The sequence below is a fragment of the Kaistella pullorum genome, from assembly GCF_014837035.1.
GTDB classification, from domain to species: Bacteria; Bacteroidota; Bacteroidia; order Flavobacteriales; family Weeksellaceae; genus Kaistella; species Kaistella rhinocerotis.
Genome location: NZ_JACSPS010000002.1, coordinates 449851 through 475864 on the forward strand (window position 1 = coordinate 449851; position 26014 = coordinate 475864).

The window sequence follows — 26014 nt, forward strand, 5'->3', positions numbered from 1 at the left end:
TAAAGATGCTCGAGAGCAACAAGTCCGATCAGGATTTTTGACAGAAGTTCCATGATGATTGTTTTTAATGAAATGTAGTTTTAACATGCAGGCTGCCCGAATGTCAGCATATTGTTATCTGGATCCAATACGGAAAATTCCTTCTGACCCCACGGTTTCAGCTGTAGTTTTCCGTTCGGATAAATGCTTACATTTTGATCTGAATAAGATTGATACAGCCTTTCAATATCATTGGTGCGAAGGTAAATCTGCCCGTAATTATAGCCGTGAAATACTTCTATAGCAGTTGCAAATTATTCAATGCATTAAAATATGGCCCTAAAATAAGTATCCCTGCGGCTAAAGCTAACTTAATTGAACTTTTTAACATTTTGTGGTGAAATATTAAAACTATGTTAAACTGTTACACGCACGATGCTCAGTGTGGGCTTAATATATCCCTGGACAGCAATATCAAAAAGTACCTGAAAGCGTCAGAAAATCTAATCCTTCCGCGCCGGCGCTTGCACAGCAAAGCGGCATGTACATAGACAGTGTCACCCAGAATAAACTGAATGTTTCTGTAAGTGAAGACTCTGCGGAAATCACTGGGTGGAATTCCCAGGTTAAATTTCAGATAGATGCAGCCGGCAGGCTCATTTCTCAATACGGCTCGGTACTGGAAGAAAAACAGCCGGAAGAGAATCTCCCAGCTGGTTTTGTAGGCTGTATCCTTCGCAGAAGGCTACTCAGACGCGTTTTTTTTTATCAATTACCTGGTCAGCCAGCCGCCGTTCTTCACGGTGGCAATGGCGAAGGGGAAGATCCAGAATAATCCGAAGAGATAAAAGACACTGTACGGATAAGCCCAGAGTCCGTCACCCACAGGATAATTCCGGCTGAAGAAGAGCATCTGTATACTCGAGAAAATAAAGGTGCCGGTAAGTGCGGAGCTTACGTAAAGCAGCGGATGGGTAAACAGGAAATATATCATCAGAATCATCAGCGGGTAAGCCATCAGCAGCTTCATACATTGGTGAAGGAAGATAAATCGGGCCCCGGTTCTGTTGGTCTCGCGGAAACGTTTAAACATAAAACGGTTCATCTTCAACGTTTCCCTTACGTTACTCCGTCCCCAACGCGTAAACATTTTATGTAATGTTTTAAAACCGACGGGTGTATTTGTCAGGACAGCAGCGTTTCTTTGGAACTGAACATCAAGGCCCTGTTCCAGGATCAGATTGGTCATGGCCCTGTCTTCCCCGATGGTGGCGTAATTACCCATGAATTTCTGATTCATCCACTCCTCCAGGCAGTTATCCACAGCATCGCGGCGGTAGGCCGACAGCGCGCCGGGCGTACAGAGAACAAATCCCAGGGAACTTTCGGCAGCCCTCATAAACTCGAAACTGAATACGAAGCTTACGTTCAGCATGCGCGGGATCATACCCTGATTACGGTTTAGCACCTTGACATTTCCGGCTACGGCGCCACATTTTTCATTTACCGCGAACGGACTCAGAAGATTGCGGAGGGTATCGGGTTTTACGACAGAATCTGAATCAATGGTCACAAAAACCTCACCGTTACCCGATTTAAAACCGTGGTATAACGCATGTCTCTTCCCACGGTTTTCGGGCTGTTTCCAAATGGTGATGGAGTCGCCAATGTCGCTCTGTGCACGCTGGATCCAGGACCACGTGTCGTCGGTACTTCCGTCATCAATCGCTATCACCTGCATTTTATGCTGCGGATAGTCACTGGCGGCGATGCTTTTCAGTGTATCATATACAAGACTGCCTTCGTTGTAGGCGGGTACAATTACGGTGCAGGATGGCAAATCACCGTCGGACACTCCGGTGACCGGACGGTAACGCATGAAAAGGATTGCCACAAAAATGAGGAAACACACCTGAAATACTAGTGCACCAAGCAGGAAATACACCAGAATTCTGCCCGGCAAAGTTTCCATACGCTGGAAGTGCAGTTCCTCGAAGTAGGGATGGAAATTATTCACGGCATAGATGGCGCTGAACATCAAGATCTGTGCGCCGATAAGCACGCCAAATTCTTTTTTCTTGAGTGAACGCAACCGCGCAATGACGCGGATGCGGCTTATGGGAAGTGCAGTGTTATCCTGCAGGACTGTATTTTTCATTTAACCTTTTTATGTAGTATAATTTCAAAAATTCCCTACAAAGAAAGGTCAAGTGACTACTTTTTTCCGCACAGAAGGCACCGATGTTTTTCTGTCCTGTTGTAGATTTTTATCTACGCGGTTCTTCTCTGTGAATGCGCATCACCTCCAGAAAATCCACCAAAGTTTCCACATCAAGTTTTTTAAAAATACGTTTTTTAAAAGTGCTTACTGTGTTCTGCCGAAGGTCCAGCTTATTGGCTATTTCCAGATTTCCCAGCCCTTCAGCCATCAGATCCGCGACCTCAAGCTCACGGTCTGTCAGCCGTGCCAGCGGATCCGGACTCACCGGATTAAGGGCGGCCTGTGCCAGTAACTGCTGAGTAATCGGTGAAAAATAACTGCCCCTGGTCATCAGTTCCTGCAGTGCGGTTTCAATCTCAGCTTCTTCTGCCAGTTTACTCAGAAAACCGTTTGCGCCTTCAGCAATAAACTTTAATGAATAATGTTCCTCCTCAGCACTTGAAAAAATGATTATTCGGGCATCCGGCTGCAGTTCGCGGATTTTCTTTAAAATGGTCACCGAATTTCCGTCCGGAAACTGCGCATCCAGAATTGCCGCGTCCAGAAGGCCTTCACCAGCTTTCTCCAGGATTTCCCGCAGCGTAGAAGCATGCTTTATTTCTGCTTCGGGGAAAAGATCTTTTACAATGAATGCCATTCCCTGTCTTATGATCTGATGATCGTCTCCTAAAAGAAACACCGGTTTTCGGTCTGTCATTGGGTGGGTTTATTCAGATTAATATAAAAATAAATGCTTGTGCCTTCAGCAAGTTCACTTTCCGCACTGATTCGCCCGCCGAGCAGTTCCACGGTCTCGCGACAAAGGTTCAGCCCCAGGCCGGCACCCATATTTTCCACATTCTTAAAGTTCCGGCCCTGATAGTAAGGATCAAAGATCCGTTTCAAATCGGCTTTGGAAATGCCGCTGCCTGTATCCTCCACTTTTACATGCATCTGAACAGAATGGTTTTGCTCCACGAGCCATGTCCGGACCGAGATTTTTCCGTTTTCGGTGAATTTATTCGCATTGCCCAGAATGTTTACGAACAGCTGATAGATCAGTATATGATCTGAAAACACGACCGTTTCCGCGGGAATTCCGTTCTGCACTGTAAACTCATTGTTACGGGATTCTATATAAGGGCGGAAAGCAGTAAGGATTCTTTCGGTTTCGCTGTACAGACCGAACGCTACCGCATTGACCGTCTGTCCGCGCTGCTGGTTTTTTGCATACTCCAATATTTGCGTAGCCTGCAGCAGGAGCGAACTGTTCGTATATTTCATTGACTGAAGATAGTCTTCGATACGTTCGTCACTGTTTTTCTTACTGATCCGGTCTATGAAAAGGTTGATGATCTTCAGCGGTGCCCGAACTTCATGACTCAGCATGCCGAGGATTCGGTTCTTGAATTTCAGGTTGCTGTTGATCTCCTCATTGGCCAGTTTTAGTTCACGCTGATACAAATAGGACTGACGGGTAAAATAGATGATAAGCATCAACACGAGGAACATCAGAATCGTCAGTCCCGTCAGCAGATATTTGCGGATCTCGCGGTTTTCCGAACGCTGCTCATCGAACTGATCCTGCAGTGCCCTGCTGAGATCGCCAACGGCGAAAGTATAAACCTCCATCCAGTTGTTGCTTATCCACATCAGTTGGTCATACGTGCGGTACAGGTTGTCATTCTGCTTCATTGTACTCTGCAGGCCGGCCTCATAGGTCTTAATTTCACTGCGGTAGTGTTCCTGTACGTTCCTCAGCACACTGTCCACTTCATTCTTGATCTTGTTTGTGTTAATGGTATCACTTTGGCGCGTGGTAACCAGCACCACTTCGCGCTGTACCTCAGATTCATTGTTGATGGCGTCTTTCAGCCGTGAAAGAAACGGCTTCTTCGCTACCGTATCCACCTGCTTTTCGATTTTCAGATCGAAACGTGTTTCCGGAGGTGCAATCTTGAAATCTTTGAGGACGAGCGGTTTTCTCTCCGCACGCGGTTTCTTTGATTCAGTGTACACAGACTGGATGACCTTATCCAGATCGGGGAGGGTATCAAGCTGCTTTTTCCGGGCCTGAATGAGCGCAGCCAGTTCAGGTTTGAGCTGCGGTGAGGAGGCGATACTGTCCAGATTTCTGCTGAGTTTGCGCAATGATGCAAAGTAGGCATCGAGATCTTTCTTGTCCTGCGTGTCGCTGTACTTTCTTAAATTATCCTGCGCCTGCAGAAGGTCGGTGCGTGCCTGTCCGGCGGCTCTTTCGAGCGTACGGCTGTCTCGCAACTGCGCTTCGATTGACTCGAGTTTCTTCTGGTTGAAATATTCGTTGTAGATGAAAACCGCAATGACCACCTGTATGATCAAGGTAGCCACAATCAGTGAATAATGAATCAGCGGTCTGGTGTTTTTGGTTTCCGTCATAAGCTGATGGTTTGCTCAGCAGAAATTTGCTGCTGTGCTGATCGCTGCGCTAATTTTTTTTGAAGCTGCAGGCAATCTCCGGTGTACATAGCATCTGAACTGTAATTCCGTACGCGAAGATACAAAATATGAAGCGGCTGAAAAACCGGGACTGCGAGGGAAACCGCACGTTAAAAAAAGGAACTCTGTTACGTATTAAAACCGAAAAGGCAGAGGGATGTGCTTTTTATCCAGGTTCAAAAACTTCGGAAAATACAACAAAAGAGTTTTTGTGTATCCCCGGACTATTTTTAATTTTTATACCTACTCTCTGACAATTTTAATATTAAAGTAAGTCAATCATCCGATTTTATCGCAATAAGATTTAAATCAGGCGCCCCCGCACTGCACAGGTTTTGTGAAGTTTGTTTTAAAGATTCGATAAAATTTAGTCAGTACTTAACTCCACTAAATCTTTAATACATTTACAGCCAAAGAATTCCCATGACTCAACGCTTCCGGGACAAAAATCACCGTCTCAGCTATTTCCGGGATAAGGTAGATGTAGAATGTCCTGCCTGTACGAAAAAGGCAACCGCCACTGCCGACCATGAAAAGAAGGACGCACGGCTCAACTGCATGCACTGCGGTTACTCAAAAATAAGCAGTACGGAGGTCGAATTGCTTGGCATGCACGGACAACTTAATGTGGCTGCAAACGAATATTTCGGTACGGCTCTGTGGTACACCGCACCTTTTAAAAATGAGGTCTTCATCGCCTACAACCGCGAGCATCTGGATTATCTCGAATCCTACATCTCTGCCACACTTCGCGAACACAAAGACCGCACCCATTTTACCCTCCTCGAGAAACTGCCGCGCTTTTACCACGAAGCCAAAAACAGGGAGGCCCTGCTCAAAGTGATAGCCAGGCTCAAACAAAGACAGTAGACCCTTTTTCCCGGCGAGTTTTAGTTTTTCAGGAGAAGGACGATCAGCGCAATGATAGCCGGCACCGCCTGCGTCACAAATATTTTCTTACTCGCCGTGAGTGCACCGTATGTTCCCGCCACGACTACGCAGGTGAGAAAGAAAATGGCGATATTGCTGCTCCACTCACGGTCTTTTATGAAAAATGTCCAGATGAGACCTGCCGCTAAAAAACCGTTGTACAGACCCTGGTTCGCCGCAAGACCTTTGGTAGGCGTGAACAGATCTGCAGGCAGCGAGCGGAAAGTTTTCTTGCCTATGGTTTCCCACGCAAACATTTCGAAGTACAAGATGTAAAGATGCTCGAGAGCAACAAGTCCGATCAGGATTTTTGACAGAAGTTCCATGATGATTGTTTTTAATGAAATGTAATTTTTAAGAAGCCGACTGTCCGAATGTCAGCAGATTGTTATCCGGATCCAATAGAGAAAATTCCTTCTGACCCCACGGTTTTACCTGCAGTTTTCCGTTCGGATGAATGCTTACATTTTGATCTGAACAAGATTGATACAGCCTTTCAATATCATCAGTACGAAGGTAAATCTGCCCATAATTATCTTCCGGATCAAGCGTTTTAAACTCAAAAAAATGAATTTGTCTATTGTCTTTCTCAAGCATTAAATAGCCTTCAAAATCTGTGTTTCCAAATAGATGAAAGCCTAATTTATCCACATAAAACGCAACGGTGGCAGCCCTGCCGCGCATCGGTAATTTAGGATGTACGTGTGTCAGCATTTTTTTATTTTTATCCGTCGCCATTTAGCGGGCTTATTAATTCAGGTTGATCTTTTTCTTATAAACATACAAGCGCAAGCAATCCCACAATTACTTTGGCAAATACAGTTTCACGGTGCCCGGCTTAAAGGTCACTTCGTCTAAATGTCCCAATTGTCGGCGGTCTTTCGTGATCAGATGCATGTGCAGGAAGGTATCGTGGTGCGTAAAAATGGCTTTATGCTTTGTGGAGAAAAACCCGATGATGTCCGCTTTTTCGTTCTGCAGCTTATAGTTGACCTGACCCTGATGCGCTTCATCCGGCGAACTCACTTTTGAGCCTTCCGGCAAATTCACGATGTGTACCGTCGCCTGTTCTACGGTTCCTTTCAGCTTAAACATAAACGGACGAGGCGAATCTTTGGTAATGGAATCGAGGTAAGTTTCGAGCTGCTCCAGGTTCTGTACAGTTTCCGGCAAACTTTGTTCGGACCAGTCTGAAATATTGGCGTAAGCAAAAAACGGCGCTTTGATGTCGTAGGTTTCTTCAACTTTCATCGCTGCATCAGAAGTAACGGTAGATTTGTATGATTTGCCGTCGATGATCAGAATTTCGCCGGCCAGATATTCCACAGGTCCAAAGCCGTACAGGTTTTTCCTGTTGGCAATGGTGTCGAGGTGAATGTTTCCGAAAAGTTCCCCCTTCCACATCACGTTTTTCATCTGTCCGATCACTTTTACGTCTTTATTGTTTTTTTGTGCCTGAATGCTGGAACCGCTAAGTGCCAGCAGGCCGAGGGCGGCGATGATTCGTTTAAAATTCATATCAAGTGCTTAATGATGTTTAAAAGTTTTAATAAAAGTAACTATTTAAACCTCAACTTTAGAACCGAAATCAACATCGTAGCCGGACTGGTAGTCCTGAACACCCCAACTTTCCTTCATACTGTCGCGCCCCACAATCAGAAAACGGTCTTTCGGGATGCCCAAAGCGAACAGATTACCTCCGTGTTTGACAATGTCGTATGCTGTCCAAAAAATTTGAAATATCGGATGTGTGAATTTTTTGGGTATTTATGGGTTGTAAAAACGCCTAAATAAGCAGTTTTTGTCATAGGGGGGCGTGTGTTGTTACTTGTTTTGTGACAGAGCTATTTTAAGTTTATTCGGATCTTTATAAGCAGTGCTATTTCAGGTAGTTTAAGAAACATGGTAATCTTCTAACTAAAATAATATTTTCTCATGTACACAGCGCTTAAATGTAAAATTTATTTACCGGCTCAAAACCCTGTTAATCAATAAATCTTGATTTGAACATTCACACATGGTCATTGCTAAACAATAAAACAGCGGGTAGAAAATCTTAGCCATAAGGTGAGATCATACAGATAAAACTGATGTGGGTTCGTTTCACCAACATGACGAAATATGGCCGCTCGAAATTCTGAATATAATTGAATGAAGCTACCGGAACCGCATGTAAGGAAAGATTGATATAAATAGTGCTTCCTATCTTATCTATTTACGTTTATTTGAATTCAATTTTATTCTCTTTTACATTACTTGTCTTTTATTTGTGTGTATTTCATATACTGATATTAACGATCTTTTTTGAAAACTGATTTTTTACAAGATCGAACACATAGCCTATAGTTGGCGATAACACTGATAGTAAGTAAATTAATATATATTCAGTATCTACACTGTTGATAAGGTATTTAGAGGCATTCTTGGTTTAAAATAAACTGTAACCCAGATTTTTATGTGCATTTATTGTTCATTTATAGATAAGTATTTTTATTTTTGTAAAAACATTAAGAAATGATAATAAGATTTATTAAACCAGACGCAACAGGAGGTAGTGCAAAACTTACGGTGCATAAAACAGGAAAGCTTGGACTTTCAAAGGGAGCTATGGAGATGCTCAATACAGAACGTAACCGCTTCGTAAGATTTGGTTTTGGGGAAGATGAGCAACTGCTTATGGAAGTTTCACCTGACGCCAAAGAAAATACTTTCCCAATTGGCAAAGCAGGTCAATATGACTATATTAACGCACGGGCTATGCTGGAGGAGTTAGGCGTAGATTACATGGCGAAGCAAACGGTGATTTACGACATCAAAAAAACGACGGAAGAAGGTTTATTCAGACTCCACCAGAGGGTGATTAAAAAGTAAACTTATCATTAAAGTACAAGACAGTAATACTAATTTGAAATACGCATTATAAAAAATGCACAGACACCAATGAACAGAAAAAAAAATATCAACAACCGCCCTCAGTACCGAACGCCCGGCTGGCAGAATGAGAGCAGTGCGCATCCGCTGACCGGCACGTATTACGACACTTCCGAAATGATGAATGTGCTGCATGTATCTGACCGTACACTGCACCGCTGGCGCAAGGAGGGGAAGATTCCTTATACCAAGCTAGGCGGCAAGATCTATTACCTGGCAGATGCCGTTGACCGGATGATGCGGGAAGGCGAGTAGGGCAGCCCCATCCGTGCGACATCAAAAAAAATACCGCAGGAAAGCGAGGCTTTCTGCGGCATCTTCTCACCCGGTTACCCGGCGAACTGTCAGATCAGGACAGCTGAACCGAGGTAAACGGAATTGCAGGCCAGATCCTGCTCTGCATTCTGAAAGAATGCATACACATGCACCGTAGCACCTGCCCAGTCTGCAGGCAATGCCACCTCTGCCAGCGCCGAAGTACGTACTTCCGGCCCTTCCTTCACGAAGAACTCACCACTTTCCGCCTCATAGATGGCGCAGCTGAAAATGTCAGTCGCGTTAGCCATCATCTGCGTGCTGTTGTCTGTCCATGTGAAGTTCAGCAGTTCACCGGCCGTCGCCGTTACCGCCAGATCCTGGAAGCCCGTCAGCTCACCTTTGGTGATCTGCACTTTGTCCATCTGCAGCGTTACCAGACCGTTCACATCCGTCACCACTTCGCGCAGCAGCTGGCTGGCGGCGAGGTTCACCCGCGATCTCACGCCGGCATTGTCACCATAGAGCCGCTTCTGCATGGTGCGCAGCGAGTTCTGGAACTTAATGGCAAGCGCAAACTTTTCGCGCTGCAGCAGTTGCTGGGGAGTAGCAATACTTCCCGACTTTTTTGGACGGCTGCGAATGACGTCCATTCCGCGCCAGTTAGCGCCCACTACGGTACCTACAGTACCACTGAATCCACCCAGGATTCCTTTCTTAATTGTTCCCATTTTATTTATTTTTTGGGGTTAAACAGGACAAATATAGAAAGGTAAGCGAGTCCATGCAAGTAATTACAAATCAGTAAGTTAAACTTTCTTTAACTGTCACTTTATTTTCTTCGTTAGCATACATTAAGACTTTCTTTCCTGTTTTAAAACATACTGGCATAAATAGTTTCAAAATAGGTGAGATATCGCCACTTTGTGCCACCAATTTTCCCTTATGATGTTTCTCTTCGCTAACCGATGATTATTGTAATAATTAGTCCGCGACAAAGTTTAATTACGAATTAAAATCCAGGCACCTCCTGTCATGATTATAATCGACGCCAAATAGCAGTACGGTTACTACAAAGCATGCACATGTCTTTCAATTGCGGTGAGATACAAGACTTGTCCGGCAATGTCCTTTCCTGTCCGGATGTGTCCGCACCCCTTGCAGTTTTGTTGCAGACTTGTTCGGGTGTTGTTGCGGCGTGCTTCCGAAAAAAGGGTGATTTTGGGAAGGAGAGTGCAAGGAGGGTGGGAGGAGGGCGATTGTATTAGCTTAAAATTATTGTTTTATTAGAAACAATTCATTTGATTTATACCATTACATTTTGTGATTAAGAAAGGGTGTTTTTCGCGGGGTATAAGGGTCTTTACTTCTTACTTTAGTTCTAAACTAATCACCATGAAAAAAACTTTATTAATTATTTTGTCACTTATGTGCGGCGTGTGTTGGGGTCAGCAATCGGATGCTGAAAAGTATTTAAGAGAACTTTCTGCCAGTTATGTACAGGATAGTACTAAGCTTGCAGAAGGAACTTTGATTTTGGAAGAGATTAAGGCTAAAATCGTTCCCTCAAACCAAGACTCGAAAGTTTTGAATGAATTGACCCAGCAGATACAGGAAACAAGAAAAATTCAAGTTAGACTTGACTCCGTATATACTGCTGCACAAACAGCAATGTCTTTTTATATTGCAAAGGAAAAATTAAAGCTAGAAGATTTAAAGCTCTTTTTTCCGCATAAACATCAGATGTCTACGGGAGATTCGACTGCCCAGGAAGAAACGAAATTGATATCATATTTTGGAGAAGATCAGACCATTGACCATGATATTTTAAAAAATAAAACCGGAAAAGAAGCTGAAATTATCAGGAGCGCTTTAATGACGGTAAATAAGGATCATTATTTAGGAGACATCACAATCCCTAAAAAAGGCCAGCCATTCTATTTTTACAGATATTTTACAGGAGGTGAAATTAAAAAAATAAAAAAAGGTAGTTCTGATAGTAAGATGTTAAAGCTTTATAACTTAATCGCATCATCTTCAGAATTAATTAATGTGCTGCTAAGAGAAAAAAATACTAGTGATTATATTTTGACCGGTAAGGTCTTTAAATTTAATAGTCTTAGTGTGGAAATAAAAGACGGTTACTTTTATGATATTATCGCTAAAGTGGATGATGAAGCTGGCAATACTCATATTTTTAGCAATCAAGTAGGTCAAAGTGTATTGTTTTTCTCAAGTTATGGGGATAGAAAGTTTATGTATTACTCGCACTCAGAAAAAAAAGATGCAATGCGTGGCTATACAGATTCTGAACTTTCAAACCTTTATATAAAACTTACTGATATCTTTTCATATTCTTACGATATTGGTAACCATTACATTCCGTTAGAACTTAACATTAAACTTCCTGATGATATAAAAGATAATAACGACAGCAATGTTAGATACAAAATAGTACAGGAAGCACCGTTGGAGAAAATTGTGGAACTGCGAGTATATTCTGATTTTCTGGCCCTATTTGGAGAGGCTGAAAATGGTCTCGTGCAAGTGGACGGAAGGGCTACTTTTTACCTTTTCCCGTATCCCTTCCCGGTATTGAGAGGAAATAGTATCATGGGACAGATAGAATTTCTGCCCACGCTGTCACCGTATGTTAATTACTCAAGATTTGAAAATGATAATAGGTTTGCATCTTTGGAACACATTCAAGATGATTTAATTCATCCTCAAAGACTTAATCTTGTCGAAAAACGGTTTCTTACCATGGGTGTAGAGGGCGAAATTATTAAATGGCAACACAAAAGTGCACCTGTAAAACTCAGCGGTTATGGATTTTTGAATTACAATATTTCAGAACTTAATATAGGTACTGAAGAAATCAGGGATGTAAGAGGCCTTAAGTCGATGGGATATGGAGGAGGTTTACACTTAAGTACTAAACGATTTAATAACTTTGGTTTTGACTATAAGGTAGAACTATCATGGTTTGATTACCAAAATTTTAATGTATATAACGATGTTGCTACAGATTTTATAGTTCCCGTTTTTAAACATGAAGCGGAAATTTTTTATCATGCGAATGGAAATCCCAATTCCGCCATTTTTGTGCGGTTAGTAACCCACAATTATAAAGGAAATAAAATTGATGATGCCTTCTATCAGTTCCAGTTCGGTTATAAGTTCGCTCTTGGAAACAGAGCGGTTCGAAAATAGTTTTAGGGCATTTCGATTTGATAAGTTCCCTTTCCCATCCCAACCTTTTTCCCTACTTTTGAAAGGTAACCGAAACCTATTCAAACATTTTAATGAGCAACTTTACGCAGACGTTTAAAAACATAGACGACTTACTATACAAGGATTCAGGAGCTGATTCGGAGATTGATTATATCGAACAGTCCTCCTGGATTCTTTTTTTACGATACCTCGATTCCCTCGAAAAAGACAAGGAAGATGAAGCTGGCTTGGAAGGCAAGGAGTACAAATACATCCTTGATGAACCTTTCCGCTGGGAAACCTGGGCAAAACCACGCAGCGAAAGCGGTTCTGATGACCACCATCTGGAACTTACCGGACCCGACCTTGTGAGATTTGTCGAAAACCAACTCTTCCCTTACCTCGCCGAATTCAAGAACCTCCATTCCGAAAATGCCAGAAGCATTGAATACAAAATCGGTGAAATTTTCTCCGAGCTTAACAACAAAATAAAATCAGGCTACAACCTTCGCGAGATCATCGATATGGTGGATAAACTGCCGTTCGGTACCAGCAAAGACAAGCACGAGCTTTCCCACCTGTACGAAACCAAGATCAAGAACATGGGCAATGCCGGAAGAAATGGCGGCCAGTATTACACGCCACGTCCTTTGATTCGTGCAATGATTTCTGTGATTGATCCGAAAATTGGCGAAAAGATCTACGATCCTGCCTGCGGTTCTGCCGGGTTCCTTTGCGAAGCGTATGAATACCTGTACGAGCGGATGGAGAAAACAACTGCCAACCTCGACACACTGCAGGATAATACCCTTTTCGGTAAAGAAAAAAAGAATCTGGCCTACATCATCGGGACCATGAACATGATCCTTCACGGCATCGAAGCTCCCCACATTACGCATACCAATACTTTAGGAGATAGCATCCGCGATATTCAGGAAAAGGACCGTTATGATATTATCCTCGCAAATCCACCTTTTGGCGGTAAGGAAAGACCGGAAGTACAGCAGAACTTCGATATCAAGACTGGTGAAACGGCCTTCCTCTTCATGCAGCATTTTATTAAATCGCTGAAAGCAGGCGGCCGTGCTGCGGTAGTCATTAAAAATACTTTCCTGAGCAATACCGACAATGCTTCGGTGGCTTTACGTAAATACCTTCTGGAAACCTGTAACCTGCACACCGTACTGGATATGCCTCAGGGCACATTTCAGGGTGCGGGTGTTAAAACGGTGGTGTTATTCTTTACCAAGGGCGAGGCCACAAAGAACATCTGGTATTACCAGCTTGATCCGGGTCGTAATATGGGCAAGACCAATCCGCTGAACGATGCCGATTTAAAGGAATTTATACATCTAGAGAAAACAAAACCCGAGTCTGAAAAATCTTGGAACCTTCCGGTAGCTGAATATTTAGAAGCTACATTGGATTTGAGTGTGAAAAATCCGAACAAGCCAGAGGAAACACCGTTGCGTGAACCTGCATTAATTTTGGAGGAGATAACTACTCTGGATGAGGAGACGAGTGAGATATTGCAAACTTTAAATGAGTTACTCCAATGAAGGAAGGCTGGTTAGAATATGAATTTGAAAAGTGCTTAAATCCTTTTCCTAGATATAATAAAATTTCCAAGAAGAATTTTTTATCAATTGGTAATTTTCCAATTGTCTCTCAAGAAAAAAAATTAATAAACGGTTATTGGAATAACGAAGAAGATTTAATTAAAATAACTAAGCCGGTGGTCATTTTTGGTGATCATACCAAAATTGTTAAGTATATTGATTTCAATTTTGTTGTGGGAGCTGATGGAGTAAAAATATTTGACCCAATTGACAAAATTGATTCAAGATATTTTGCATATGTAATAAGTAATTTGAAACTTGATGATCTGGGTTATGCGCGACATTACAGGGTGCTAAAAGAGGCAAAAATTCCAATCCCCCCACTCCCTGAACAACAACAAATCGTAGAAAAATTAGATACTGCTTTCGTTCTGATCGACCGCGCCAAAGTCAATATCGAAAAAAACATCCAGAATGCAAAAGAGCTTTTTCAAAGCAAATTGAATCAAGTGTTTTCGGAAAATGGTGAAGGGTGGGAAGAGAAAAAATTAGAAGATTTCTATTTGATAAAGCACGGGTATGCTTTTGATGGAAAATTATTTGAAATCAGTGAAAATAAAGATCTTCCTATAGTCTTGACCCCAGGGAATTATCATGAAAATGGCGGTTTATATTTTACGAAAAAAAATACCAAAAGAACACATGCGAAATATCCACTAGATTTCTTATTTGATGTGGGTGATTTAACTGTTGTAATGACTGACTTATCTTCAAAAATGAAAATTCTGGGTTTACCTGCAATAATTGAATCCTGCAACATTCTTCACAATCAACGAATTGGTAAATTCATAAGTAAAGGCAACGATGAACACTTTGATAAGAAATTTTTGTACTATTTTCTAAAATCTAAAAAGTATTTGGATAAAATAAAATTAACAGCCACTGGTACTATGGTTAAACATACAGCTCCGGGGCGAATTTTAGATAACAAAATTAATTTTCCCTCATCTTTAGATGAACAAAAGGAAATAGTTTCACAGTTAGATCAACTTTCCGCTCAAACCGAACTCCTTCAGCAAAAATACAAACAAAAACTCGCCAACCTGGAGGAGTTGAAAAAAAGCATTTTAGAGAAGGCGTTTAAAGGGGAATTAATCAATTAAAAAGGAGATGGGGAAGTCATTCAGGAGTTCAGCGTCTTTCGGCAAAAGAATTGAGCATTATGTCATTAGCTTAATGCTCAAAGAAGGGCTGGATGTGTATCTTCCGATGGTAGATGACGATGGAATTGATGCTGTGATAAAAAGACCCGACGGCAGTTTTGTAGAAGTTCAGGTTAAGGCCAGATCAAAAGACGTGGTTTTTGGGGATGCAGCATTGTTCGCTGCAATTCCACATGAATATAGAAATAATTATTGGTTTGTGTTTTACTCTGAAAGAATGGAAATGATTTGGATCTTGAATTCGCATGAGTTTATAAATGAGTCAAATCAAAATAAGACCGGAAAAAATATTGGTAAAAGGTCTATTTGGTTTAATGGCAGAAAAACCAAAACACAAACTGAACATTGCAAACCACAGTTTTTAAAGTATGTTGAAAAAGATTTCAGTCGCATTTTAAAAGAAAGCCCCATTAAATAACATGAACGAATCCGAAACCCGCGCAGAACTCATTGACCCGCACCTTCTTGAACAGGGTTGGCAGGTCGTGAAAGACAGCCGAATCCGTCGAGAATTTCCGATTTCTAAGGGCCGTTTAATTGGTTCTGGCAAAAGAGCCATGCCCGATAAGGCCGATTATATCCTGCAGTATAAGAACAGAAATGTCGCGGTCATTGAGGCAAAAGCATCTACCTGTTATTACACCGAAGGTTTAGGGCAGGCAAAGGATTATGCAGAAAGACTGAATCTGAGATTTGCCATTGCAACCAACGGCCACAAATACTATCTCGCCGATCTCGAAGGTACAGAGAAGGATATTAATAAAGTTCCAACGCCTGAAGAGCTTTGGCAAATGCTGTATGGGCAGGAAACGCATGATCATCCCGCAGCTTTCAACTGGAAACAGAAATTCTACGACATTCCTTTTGAAACCAAGGGTGGCACTTGGGAACTTCGCTATTACCAGCAGAACGCCATCAACAAAGTACTGGAAGCCATTGCCGATGATCAGAAAAGAATTTTGCTGACATTAGCTACCGGAACCGGGAAAACTGCCATCGCTTTCCAAATCGCCTGGAAACTTTTTCACGCAAAGTGGAACATCCGAAAAGACGGATTAAGAAGTCCGCGCATCCTTTTCCTGGCAGACCGTAACATTCTTGCAGATCAGGCATTCAATGCCTTCGGTGCATTTGAGGAAGATGCTTTGGTACGGATTAAGCCGGCAGAAATAAACAAGAAAGGGCAGGTCCCGAAGAACGGCAGTATCTTCTTTACAATCTTCCAAACTTTTATGTCCGGGAACAAAGAAACGGCCTCTTCTGCAGGGCCAATGGTAGCGGATGAAGATACCGCTTACGGCAAAAAAGGAACTCCCAATTTCGGTCAATATCCAAAAGATTACTTCGATTTTATCATCATTGACGAATGTCACCGTGGCGGCGCAAACGACGAAAGTACCTGGCGTGCAATCCTGGAATACTTTTCACCTGCTACTCAGCTCGGTCTCACCGCAACGCCAAAACGCGATGTAAACGCTGATACTTATGCATATTTCGGTAAGCCGGTGTATGTATATTCACTCAAAGAAGGGATAAACGACGGCTTCCTCACGCCTTTTCGGGTAAAACAGATCGACACTAATATTGACGATTATATTTACATTTCTGATGATAAAATTATAGAAGGAGAAATCGAAGAAGGAAGGGAATACAAGGAAGAAGATTTTAACAGAATCATTAAGATAAAACAGCGTGAAGAGTTTCGGGTAAAACAGTTCATGAACCAGATCAACCAGAATGAAAAGTCTTTAGTATTCTGCGCCACCCAGGAACACGCAGCAGCCATAAGGGATTTAATAAATCAGTTCGCTGTCAGGAAAAACCCAAATTATTGTCAGCGGGTTACCGCGAACGATGGCGATTTGGGTGAACGATACCTTAGAGAATTCCAGGACAACGAAAAAACCATTCCCACAATTCTCACAACTTCCCAGAAACTCAGCACCGGAGTAGATGCCCCGGAAATCCGGAACATTGTTCTGCTGCGCCCTGTAAATTCTATGATTGAGTTTAAACAGATTGTTGGCAGAGGCACACGCTTGAATGAGGGCAAAGACTATTTTACCATTTACGATTTTGTAAAAGCTTACAAACATTTTAGCGATCCTGAGTGGGATGGTGAACCATTGGATCCTGTACCTCCAGATGGTGAGAAGGAAAAGCCAATCTGCAAAGAATGTGGTCAGCGACCTTGCATCTGCGCAAAACCTGATCCTGAACCGTGTGAGGTATGCGGTTATATAGATTGCCGTTGTAATGTAAAACAGAAGATGATAGAAGTTGTTTTAGCCGATGGCAAAGTCCGTCAGTTACAGTCAATGACCACAACCTCATTTTGGTCCGCAGACGGCACCCCAATTACAGCTTCAGAATTCCTGAAGCAGCTCTATGGCCAGTTGCCATCTTTCTTCACCAGCGAAGCCGATCTCAAAGAACAGTGGAGCGTTCCCGCAACCCGCAAAAAACTCCTGGAAAAACTTTCAGAAAAAGGCTTTACCTCAGAGCAACTCAAGGAATTTCAGATAATCCTGAAAGCCGAGAATTCTGATATTTATGACGTGCTCTCTTATGTCGCATACAATTCACAAATACTGGAACGGGTGGAACGCGTAGAGAAAGCACGATTTCAGTTTGAACATTTGGATGATAATAACCGCGACTTCCTGAATTTTGTATTAGATCAATATGTTCTTAAAGGCGTAGAGGAACTCGATGACGAAAAAATAAGTGCTTTCCTGCAATTAAAATACAACACCATCCAGGATGCTAAACATAAACTGGGAGACGTACTCACCATCAGAAACAATTTTATACAATACCAGCGTTACCTCTATCAATAACTATTTGTTATAATAATTATAGGCGGTGGTTAAAATTTTCACCTTAACATGAAATAATCCCATTTCCATTTTTTTTAATTGCCATAATTACTAAAATAAAACACAATAAAACATATGAACTACGAACTACTAATTATGATTGCAGCTGCAGCAATAATGCTCGCTTTCATTCTTTATTATGAAAATATTATCTCACGTGCGAAATCTCCAAAACTACGCCTGGAGATTAATTATTACGAACTCGAAAATGCTCCTTCTACCTTTGTAACAATAGGTCTATTAGGTACTTGTGCAGGTATATTCTTGGGCCTACTTAATTTTGAAACAGACGCTGGCCAGATAAAAGAAAGCGTCAAAGAACTCCTCTCGGGATTAAGATTTGCTTTCTTAGTTACCATTGTTGGTCTCATTTTGTCACTCTTCTATAAACAACGCGTAAATAGAATTTTGAACTTGTATGGGGATATTCAGCCACCTGAATCTCCGGAATTCGCAGAGATGAAAAAAACCAACGCACTTCTATTAGGATTGGGACACGGAATTGATAAATTAAACCGCGCTTTTTCTGATGATTTAATTTCCAAAATTCAAGAATCCAATAAAAAATTAGCAGACAATCTTTCAAAGTTTGGTGAAAATTTAGCAACCTCAAATCATGATGCATTAATTGAAGCTTTGCAAGAAGTTATTTCGGATCTGAATTCAAGTTTCAGAGATACCCTGGGCCTATTAGTAAAGCAGAATTTTTCTGAACTTACCAACTCGATTGATAGTCTTAATAATTGGCAAAAAGAGAACAAAGCGTATATTGAAAATTTCGCGCAGCGGTATGAAAACATTGTACAGCACACGGAGGACATGAATACAAACCTGGAAAACATCGTTAACACAAACGCCAATTTGCTATCTCAGAACAGTACTCTTCATGACATTATTGATGCCCTTAATTCTGTAATGGTCAAAGATGAGCGTTTCGTAGAAATTACTTCAAATCTTTCAGAGGCTTCTTCAACCATCAAAACAAGTGTACTCGAATTTAATAAAGAATTACAGACCACAAGAAAGCAATTGCAGGCAATTGCTAATCTTAGGGTGAATATTGAGCTTTTGATTTCCAAACTCGCAGATTTGAAGCAAATAGATACCGACGAAGAAAGGCTTTATGTGCAAGGCATATCTCAAACTATGGCATCAATGGATGAAATGTTTAAAAAACATTACGAAGCAATACCTAAATTGATCAATCAAAATATAAAATCTTTAGCAAATGGCTAGACCTCGTTCTAAAAGCGATCACAATTTTATTGCTTACTCCGATATTATGACAGGGTTGGCGATAATATTTTTATTTATAGCGGTAGCATACATATTAGAGGGTATTTCAGACAAAATTATTAAAGATGATATATACAATTCTATTGGCGAAGACCTCAAAAAAGATTTTAAAAGCAAAAATGTTGAACTGGACGCAGATATGTCTCTCAAATTCCTACAGGATAGTATCAATAAATCAGACGAGCTTTTTACAATCGGGTCAGCTGAGATGACGCCATCTTTTAAATACAAGGTTGCAGAAATCTGGCCTAAATACCAGCAAATTCTTCTGGATAAAAAAAATCTGCCATACATAAGTGAAATAAGAATTGAAGGCCATACCGACACCATTGCGCCAAAGAAAGATCAAATGGAAAGTTACTTATATAACCTTCAACTATCATCTGCACGCGCACAATCAGTACTTTCTTTTATTAGATCTTTAGATTCGTATAAATCTTTACCTGAAGAAAACCGGTCAAAGCTGGACTTTTTGCTTACATCAAATGGGATGTCCTTTTCGAGAACGCTTAATAGTAAAGGAGAAATTTCTACGCTAAGTGAAACAGATAAATCAATTGATTTGAATAAATCTCGAAGAGTAGAATTTAAAATAAACACGTCGAATCAGGAATTACAAAAAACCCTAACAGAAAAATGATATACGATTTCAGAAAGGGAAAATCTGCACTGTATTTTTCTTCTTTATTAGCGGTCGACTATGAATACGATGTTCAGGACTTTATCTTGTCAAATTCTACTTTAGAACATGATCATATCGGCTATTATCGTGTGTCAAAAAAAAATGGTTTCGTCCGCTTAGGAAGTTTTCTTCCAGAATATAAAGATATTCAGTTCAAGAGAACTCCTGCGTTCCATATCCACGATTGTCAAACCACGGATAGGCTTGGGCGTCGTATGAAAGTTACCAATTCCGCTAGGAATACTTATTGGTCACTAGATAAACAAAAAGAGGTCGAAGCCGATCTTGAAATTTGTTGGGAATGTCTGAAAAAACTCCGTCGGGAATATAAGATCTCAATGGGGCTCAACACTTTTAATAATTTCGTCCTTAGTCTTGAAGAAAATCCACGCACTAAACAGACTATAGTGGATGGCAACGGCTATACTATTAACTGGAAGCAGTTGTCATTTTGCTACAGAGATTTTAGGCGGTTCACATGTGAAAAGTGTGGTTTCAAAGCCAAAAACGAAGCCGAGCAAAGATTCCTTCATTCACATCACCGTAACGGTATAAAAACAGACAATAATAGATCAAATTTACAATGCTTGTGTGTAAAATGTCATTCAAATGTCGATGATCATCACCGTGCAAAATTTTCACTCGAAGGGCTATCGCTATTGTTGGACTTTGAACAGCATATTAATACGGCAACCTAGATTATATTGTATAATATTTCGCAATTTTACAAAATGGAGCTTTCTTTACCTTTCTTAAAGGAATTACAAAACAGACTAAAAGTTGGTAACAGGTTATCAACTCATTTAAATGCTATCCCTAAAAAATCAAATTATAAACTCGATTTTTCTTTATTATCAGCCATCGATCAAAATATGCCTCAAGACTTCCTGGAAACATTATTTTCTAAAGGAAAATTTAGGTTTGAAATTTCGTGGAAGGATAAGGAAATTGATCTATTTAATTTATCCGTGGGCGAGCATAAAAAGTTTTCTGCAATCAGTAAAATTTTTACTAGTCTATTAAATCAGGTTACCGTAATTAAGGAAGAACGAGGTGTTGAAACTTTTGGTTTTGGTTTCCCGTTGCTCATAAGGCGAAATAGAACTGATAAAAAGCTTACAGTGGCACCGCTAATTATTTGGAAACTCAAGGTAGAACGTTCGAAGAAAAATGATGCCTGGATAATTTCTAGAGAACCGGATTCGGATATCTATCTAAATGAAGTTTTGGATAATCATCTCCAGGCTGATGGTGGTATATTTCTGGATCCGTTGAGCGCTGATTTGGTAGGAGATGGTTTAATTACAAAGGAGGAGCTTTACGATGTTTGTACCGCAGTCCTTAAAAAGACGAATGTATCAAAAATTGCTAATCTTGAGAATAATCTTAAGAAAATATTTAGTGAAATTACGCCAATATTATCAGAAGAGGAATATGAAGATCTTCCTCTGAATGATACAAATAGCTTTCTTACATATTCCGGCTTATTTTCATATTTTGAAATTCAGAAGCAGAATATCATTAAGGATTACGATGCATTACTGTCATTGGAAGGAGCAGAACTAGTACAAGGCCACCCGGAAGGAAATGTTTTCCAGTCGTTAACTTCTATACCCACGGATCCTTCGCAGCAGAGTTTTTTAAATTCCATAGATAAAATACGCCATCTGGTAATTCAGGGGCCTCCAGGTACTGGCAAGAGCCAGACGCTTACTGCTTTGTTAGTAAATGCAATGGAAAATGGTAAAAAGACAATTGTAGTCTGTGAAAAACACACAGCATTAGATGTACTTCATAAATCTTTGGATAGAGTAGGCTTATCGTCCCATGTCGCTCTTATTAACGATGCATCTGAAAGGAGACAGACTATAGTCTCCGCTGCTAGAAGCCGTGTTAATAATCTTCACCGCCTATCTTCTACCTACGCTAATGGTCCTTTAAAGTACAAGGCACAACTCAAAAATATCAAGGCAGCAATTGATAGAATCAACCAACAGCATAAAAGTTTAGATGTTAAAATGCTGGAATTATACTCTTGGTCAGATATTGTAGGTAAATATTTAAAAAATCATCGTTTTAATGATGCCCAGAAAGTTGCATTCCCTCTTAATATGGCATTTGCTTTTACCTATGAGGAATATGATGAATGGCGCACACTTTTGCAAAAAGGTCAACAATTGTATGCAGATTATACTTCTTCTGGTGAAATCACCTTGCTCACGCGAGAAAGTTTTTTAAATAATAGCTTCTACAGTTTTGAGGAAGAATTAGAAACCGCTTTCGAAGCCTACGATCAAAGTTTAAATAAAATCAGCGAACTTAAAAATCAACTTTATAACCAGTTTATCGTACAACGCAACAAAAAACTTTATGCACAAAAAGACATAATAGACGCGTCACTTTCTAAGCTGCGCACCAATGTTTTAAATGTTTATGCATTAATTTCCACTCACAAAGTAAAATTTACAGAAAACAATAAAGCGGATTTTGATCGGGATATTTCTCGTTTTAGTGATATAGTGACCAGTCTTCAGAATATATGGAATCGAAATCAGAAAAAACCAGATTTTTTAAATGAACAAACGCAGAGGTCCTTTGGTTTTAAAATAGGCAGTTGGTTTTCCAGTGAAAAAAAATCCATACTCTCCGATGTCAAACAGTTCAATGAATTATATGACGCGTTATCATTTTCCGTTTCTACTTCTCCGAACTTTGATGGATTAGAACCTGCTCAGGACATCTCCTTAAATGTTAAAAGCTTTAATAATTTTAATAGTAGTTACACTTCTGCGATCTCCGAATTTACCCGCAAATCGGAAAAGGGATTTAATTCCCTTGATTTACCTTATTTATCAACGCTAACAGATTCTGCAGGAATAATAGGACATCTGCAGCTATTACTACAGCGAAATTTTCTGTCGGTTAATCAGAAAAAACTGTTAGATGATTTAATTTCGGATATAAATAATTTCTTCGCCTCACAAGAATTAAATTGGCTGGAGTTGACCTCGGCTCTAAATCATTCGCCGGATTTTAAATTTGATTTCGAGTATAATTCAAAATTGGTTGACAACGAAAAACAGATAAGTAAAATTGAAAAACGTATTGCAACTGTTGTTGAAAGCATACAATCCAAAATTGATTTTGAGTTTCTCAACGCGGATATTTTAAAGGATAAGGATTTGTTCTCACATCTAGAGATTTATCGTGAGCTTGTTGAGGCCTATGATTCTTTAACTTCTAAGATATTATCGGATAATTATATTTCAAATTGCACTTTACCTGTTAATATAAATGCTTTTATAGATTACGTTAATAACCTGATTAATCAAAAACGTGCCTTATACGATGAGCATCCAAGTGCTTTATCAAATTCTTACAAATGGATAAATTTCAATGAAGGTTTGAATGAAAGCCAGAAAAAAGTTATTGCTAATGTTAAGACTGAAGAAAACTGGGAATATTCATTTTTAATGTTTTATTTTGATCGCTTATTGAAGAAAAATGCATCTGATGATCTTCCAACGGATGAAATCTTTTTAAATGATTATAAAAAGAAAATTATTAATGTCGAGGAAACGCAGATTTCTAGCATCAATGATTTTTGGTATAAAAAACAGCGCGATGCGGTTTCACGTTTCAATAGTGCTTCACCGTATTTCCAGTTTAATAATCTCTATAACCTGCGGGGTGCAGCCGGCAACCGACGATATTCACTCAGAAATCTAATTGAACACAATTGTGACTTGTTCACCGACCTACATCCGATAATTCTTACAACTCCAGATGTGGCGTCAACACTTTTTAGAGAAAAGAACGGCTACTTTGACTTTGTTGTATTTGATGAAGCAAGTCAGTTACGGCTAGAAGATAATTTGCCGGCTATGCTTAAGGGAAAACAAATTATAATTGCTGGCGACGAACATCAGATGCCACCATCAAGCTTCTTTGAAAAAAAACTAATTGCAGGCTTGTTGGAAAGTGAGGAGGAAGATGAGGAAGAGAGTTTTGCGATAAAGGATAAAAGTTCAGTTGAAGCTGGCTTGCTCTCATCAATCTCACTATTGGACGCAGTATCAGAACTCAATTTTAAAAACCAGCATTTAAATTTTCACTATAGATCTAGACATCCTTTTCTTATTGACTTTAGTAATTACGCTTTCTACGGTCAAAAGCTTGTTCCTCTCCCGGTTGCGGTAGAATATACACCGATAAAATACATACATGTCGGAGGTATTTATGAGTCCAACACAAATGACAAGGAAGCTGAAGTCGTCATGTCAATTTTAAAAAATAATATTCATAAAGATTCTCAGGGGAAATACCCGTCCGTAGGGATTGCAACTTTTAATATTAAGCAGCGTGATTTAATAAAAACGAAAATCCTTGAACTCAAAAAAGTAGATCGCGATAGAGATTTTATTAAGAAAATTGAGAGATTGGAATCCGATGGTCTCTTCATAAAAAATCTTGAAAATATCCAGGGTGATGAAAGAGATGTAATCATTATGTCGACGACATATGGTCCAGATGAGGAAGGCAAATTTCATCAGAGGTTTGGTCAATTAAATAATTCAAAAGGTTACAAATTGCTGAACGTTATTGTTACGAGAGCAAAATACAAAAACTACATTGTAACTTCAATTCCGGAAGAGCACATAGGTAATTACCAGTCATATTTGAAAACGACGGGCACCAATCACGGTAAAGCACCACTCTACGCATATCTCGCATATGCAAAAGCGGTCAGTGAAAAAAATGAAGACTTACGAAAATCTGTTCTTCAGGCCTTAGCGCTTAACAATCCTGCATCTTCAGAAAGTATCTCTGCAATTGAGGATAAATTAGAATCTATTTTTGAAGAGGAAGTATATACTCGCCTTCGCGAAACTGAGTTGCGGGATTTTATAGAGCTGCAATATAAAGTAGGAGGGTTCAGAATTGATATGGTAATTGATTTAAAAATGCCTGGCATTCCCAAAATTGCACTTGAATGTGATGGTGCGAAATTTCATTCTAGTGAAGAAGCGTATTTGTACGATTTTCATCGCCAGAAAATATTAGAATCCCATGGGTTTATATTTCACCGTATTTGGGGAACTAATTGGTGGCGCAATCCTGATTACGAAATACAAAAGTTGCTAGAATTTGTGAATAATGTAAAAACTCCAAAATCTGGTGATCTGTTTGCAAATTCAGACCTTTCAGAAGGAATTTACAGTGAAGATATCATCATTTCAATCGAAGAACCAGAGATACTTTTAGATAGTGCGAGTCCTTCTGTAGAAAATATAGATTCTCTTTACCCTGAAGAGGATATAATTTTAGTCGATACGGAATTACAAAAGATCGAAATTGGCTCTTACGTTACAATCAATTATATCAATCAAAAGCAAATTTTACAATTTAAAATTGTAAGTCCGAAAACTGCCGCCAACGAAGCAAATCCAAAGATTAGAGAAGTTCTTTTTAACAGTCCGTTAGGCAAAGCAGTAATGGGTAAAACAGTCGGGGATAGTGCAAGTATCGAAGGGGTTGATAATATTGTTGAAATTCTAGAAATATCTTACCACTCGTAATAACCATACCTCAATTAATAATATCATACTCTAATATTATGGATATTTTCGACCAAGCTTTATCATATTTATTCCATCAACTTAGCGCTGTAATACAGGAAGGCAAAAAAAATAATCGTATTAATGATGATTTTCATAATGTAATGAGTGTCATAGATATAGATGATTCTTATGCAGTAGGAATAAGGTTCAAAGGGTCGGTATATTGTATAATTGTACATCTAATTAACGAACATCAAACTTCCGCTATATCCGACGAGGATTTTAGCAAATATTTGGAGATTAGCTATGCAAATAATTTTATACCCATACTTTTTCCGGTTAAGGCGATTGGTTCTGATCCATATACATTTGAAAATGGTCTTGAGGGGAATAACTATTTATGTTTAATAACCGGCAAACGGGTCAACATATATACCGACTCGGTTCGTGACATGGTCCCGCGTTCTCACTACGAGTATTTAGATGCGGCAAGAAATTGCCTACAGGCAGAATATGGTCAGACCACATTTGTCAAGTCTATTTCTTCTTTAAATTTTCATAGTGACCCTTATGCAATTGCTTGGTTTCACAATAACAAAGGGCAACGCATCTGGGTATCTATAAGGTATCATTTCAAAGGGGAGAATCACGAGGATTTAAGGCATATTTTTATTCGACCTAAAGCGATTCAAAAATTGTCCGTAAGCCCTGGATATTTGGCAGATATTGAGTTCGAAGAAAGGGTTCCCAGAGTTTATGATGCTAAAGCAAAAGTAGTGGGCATCAAGAAATTTTATTCTCCTACCTTAAAATAAGTACGCAAATGAA

General features: G+C 40.0%; 20 protein-coding genes. 13 read left to right on the forward strand and 7 right to left on the reverse strand.

Annotation, left to right across the window (positions count from 1 at the left end; translation table 11 throughout):
* Positions 1–751: 751 nt before the first annotated feature.
* From H9628_RS06520 to H9628_RS06530, 3 genes are all read right to left on the reverse strand, one after another.
* Positions 752–2137, reverse strand: a complete 1386-nt coding sequence (locus H9628_RS06520; RefSeq protein ID WP_251833312.1) for a glycosyltransferase — start codon at positions 2135–2137, stop codon at positions 752–754.
* A gap of 109 nt (positions 2138–2246) precedes the next feature.
* Complete coding sequence (locus tag H9628_RS06525; RefSeq protein ID WP_251833313.1) at positions 2247–2897, reverse strand: response regulator transcription factor; 651 nt, start codon at positions 2895–2897, stop codon at positions 2247–2249.
* Complete coding sequence (locus H9628_RS06530) at positions 2894–4597, reverse strand: sensor histidine kinase (RefSeq protein WP_251833314.1); 1704 nt, start codon at positions 4595–4597, stop codon at positions 2894–2896. Before H9628_RS06530 ends, H9628_RS06525 begins: the two co-directional genes overlap by 4 nt.
* A 483-nt stretch (positions 4598–5080) precedes the next feature.
* On the opposite strand from H9628_RS06530, the gene H9628_RS06535 reads away from it, so the two are divergent.
* Positions 5081–5527, forward strand: a complete 447-nt coding sequence (locus tag H9628_RS06535; RefSeq protein WP_251833315.1) for a hypothetical protein — start codon at positions 5081–5083, stop codon at positions 5525–5527.
* Between the two features lie 20 nt (positions 5528–5547).
* On the opposite strand, the gene H9628_RS06540 is transcribed toward H9628_RS06535, so the two are convergent.
* The 3 genes from H9628_RS06540 to H9628_RS06550 form a co-directional block, all read right to left on the reverse strand.
* Entirely contained in the window at positions 5548–5913 is a 366-nt protein-coding gene (locus tag H9628_RS06540; RefSeq protein ID WP_251833316.1) for a DUF1304 domain-containing protein, read from the reverse strand.
* Positions 5914–5941: 28 nt separating this feature from the next.
* Positions 5942–6301: a bleomycin resistance protein gene (locus H9628_RS06545; protein WP_251833317.1), complete on the reverse strand. Its 360-nt coding sequence runs from the start codon at positions 6299–6301 to the stop codon at positions 5942–5944.
* A gap of 90 nt (positions 6302–6391) precedes the next feature.
* Positions 6392–7105 (reverse strand): acetolactate decarboxylase, encoded by a 714-nt coding sequence (locus H9628_RS06550; protein WP_251833318.1) that lies wholly within the window; start codon positions 7103–7105, stop codon positions 6392–6394.
* 996 nt (positions 7106–8101) lie between these two features.
* Between H9628_RS06550 and H9628_RS06555 the strand changes: the two genes are divergently transcribed.
* Positions 8102–8458 (forward strand): hypothetical protein, encoded by a 357-nt coding sequence (locus tag H9628_RS06555; protein ID WP_251833319.1) that lies wholly within the window; start codon positions 8102–8104, stop codon positions 8456–8458.
* A gap of 69 nt (positions 8459–8527) precedes the next feature.
* Positions 8528–8773 (forward strand): helix-turn-helix domain-containing protein, encoded by a 246-nt coding sequence (locus H9628_RS06560; protein WP_251833320.1) that lies wholly within the window; start codon positions 8528–8530, stop codon positions 8771–8773.
* Between the two features lie 89 nt (positions 8774–8862).
* On the opposite strand, the gene H9628_RS06565 is transcribed toward H9628_RS06560, so the two are convergent.
* Positions 8863–9504: a DUF6266 family protein gene (locus H9628_RS06565; protein WP_251833321.1), complete on the reverse strand. Its 642-nt coding sequence runs from the start codon at positions 9502–9504 to the stop codon at positions 8863–8865.
* A gap of 664 nt (positions 9505–10168) precedes the next feature.
* On the opposite strand from H9628_RS06565, the gene H9628_RS06570 reads away from it, so the two are divergent.
* The 10 genes from H9628_RS06570 to H9628_RS06615 all read left to right on the forward strand — a co-directional run bounded on the left by H9628_RS06570 (position 10169) and on the right by H9628_RS06615 (position 26001).
* Positions 10169–11986, forward strand: coding sequence for a hypothetical protein (locus H9628_RS06570; protein ID WP_251833322.1), 1818 nt, complete (start codon positions 10169–10171; stop codon positions 11984–11986).
* Positions 11987–12078: 92 nt separating this feature from the next.
* A complete protein-coding gene (locus H9628_RS06575) occupies positions 12079–13545 on the forward strand; it encodes a class I SAM-dependent DNA methyltransferase (RefSeq protein WP_251833323.1) in 1467 nt (488 codons plus the stop codon).
* The gene (locus H9628_RS06580) at positions 13542–14708 is read left to right on the forward strand and encodes a restriction endonuclease subunit S (RefSeq protein WP_251833324.1); all 1167 of its coding nucleotides are present in this window, start codon (positions 13542–13544) and stop codon (positions 14706–14708) included. The genes H9628_RS06575 and H9628_RS06580 overlap by 4 nt, the downstream gene beginning before the upstream one ends.
* A gap of 73 nt (positions 14709–14781) precedes the next feature.
* Complete coding sequence (locus tag H9628_RS06585) at positions 14782–15186, forward strand: hypothetical protein (protein WP_251833325.1); 405 nt, start codon at positions 14782–14784, stop codon at positions 15184–15186.
* Between the two features lies 1 nt (position 15187).
* Positions 15188–17608 carry an EcoAI/FtnUII family type I restriction enzme subunit R gene (gene hsdR, locus H9628_RS06590; RefSeq protein ID WP_251833326.1) on the forward strand — a complete coding sequence of 807 codons (2421 nt, stop codon included), beginning with the start codon at positions 15188–15190 and terminating at the stop codon, positions 17606–17608.
* 114 nt (positions 17609–17722) lie between these two features.
* Positions 17723–18883, forward strand: coding sequence for a MotA/TolQ/ExbB proton channel family protein (locus H9628_RS06595; protein ID WP_251833327.1), 1161 nt, complete (start codon positions 17723–17725; stop codon positions 18881–18883).
* The gene (locus H9628_RS06600; RefSeq protein WP_251833328.1) at positions 18876–19583 is read left to right on the forward strand and encodes an OmpA/MotB family protein; all 708 of its coding nucleotides are present in this window, start codon (positions 18876–18878) and stop codon (positions 19581–19583) included. The genes H9628_RS06595 and H9628_RS06600 overlap by 8 nt, the downstream gene beginning before the upstream one ends.
* Complete coding sequence (locus H9628_RS06605) at positions 19580–20323, forward strand: HNH endonuclease signature motif containing protein (protein WP_251833329.1); 744 nt, start codon at positions 19580–19582, stop codon at positions 20321–20323. The genes H9628_RS06600 and H9628_RS06605 overlap by 4 nt, the downstream gene beginning before the upstream one ends.
* Before the next feature lie 33 nt (positions 20324–20356).
* A complete protein-coding gene (locus H9628_RS06610) occupies positions 20357–25204 on the forward strand; it encodes an AAA domain-containing protein (protein WP_251833330.1) in 4848 nt (1615 codons plus the stop codon).
* Positions 25205–25242: 38 nt separating this feature from the next.
* The gene (locus H9628_RS06615; protein ID WP_251833331.1) at positions 25243–26001 is read left to right on the forward strand and encodes a hypothetical protein; all 759 of its coding nucleotides are present in this window, start codon (positions 25243–25245) and stop codon (positions 25999–26001) included.
* The last annotated feature ends 13 nt before the right edge of the window (positions 26002–26014 follow it).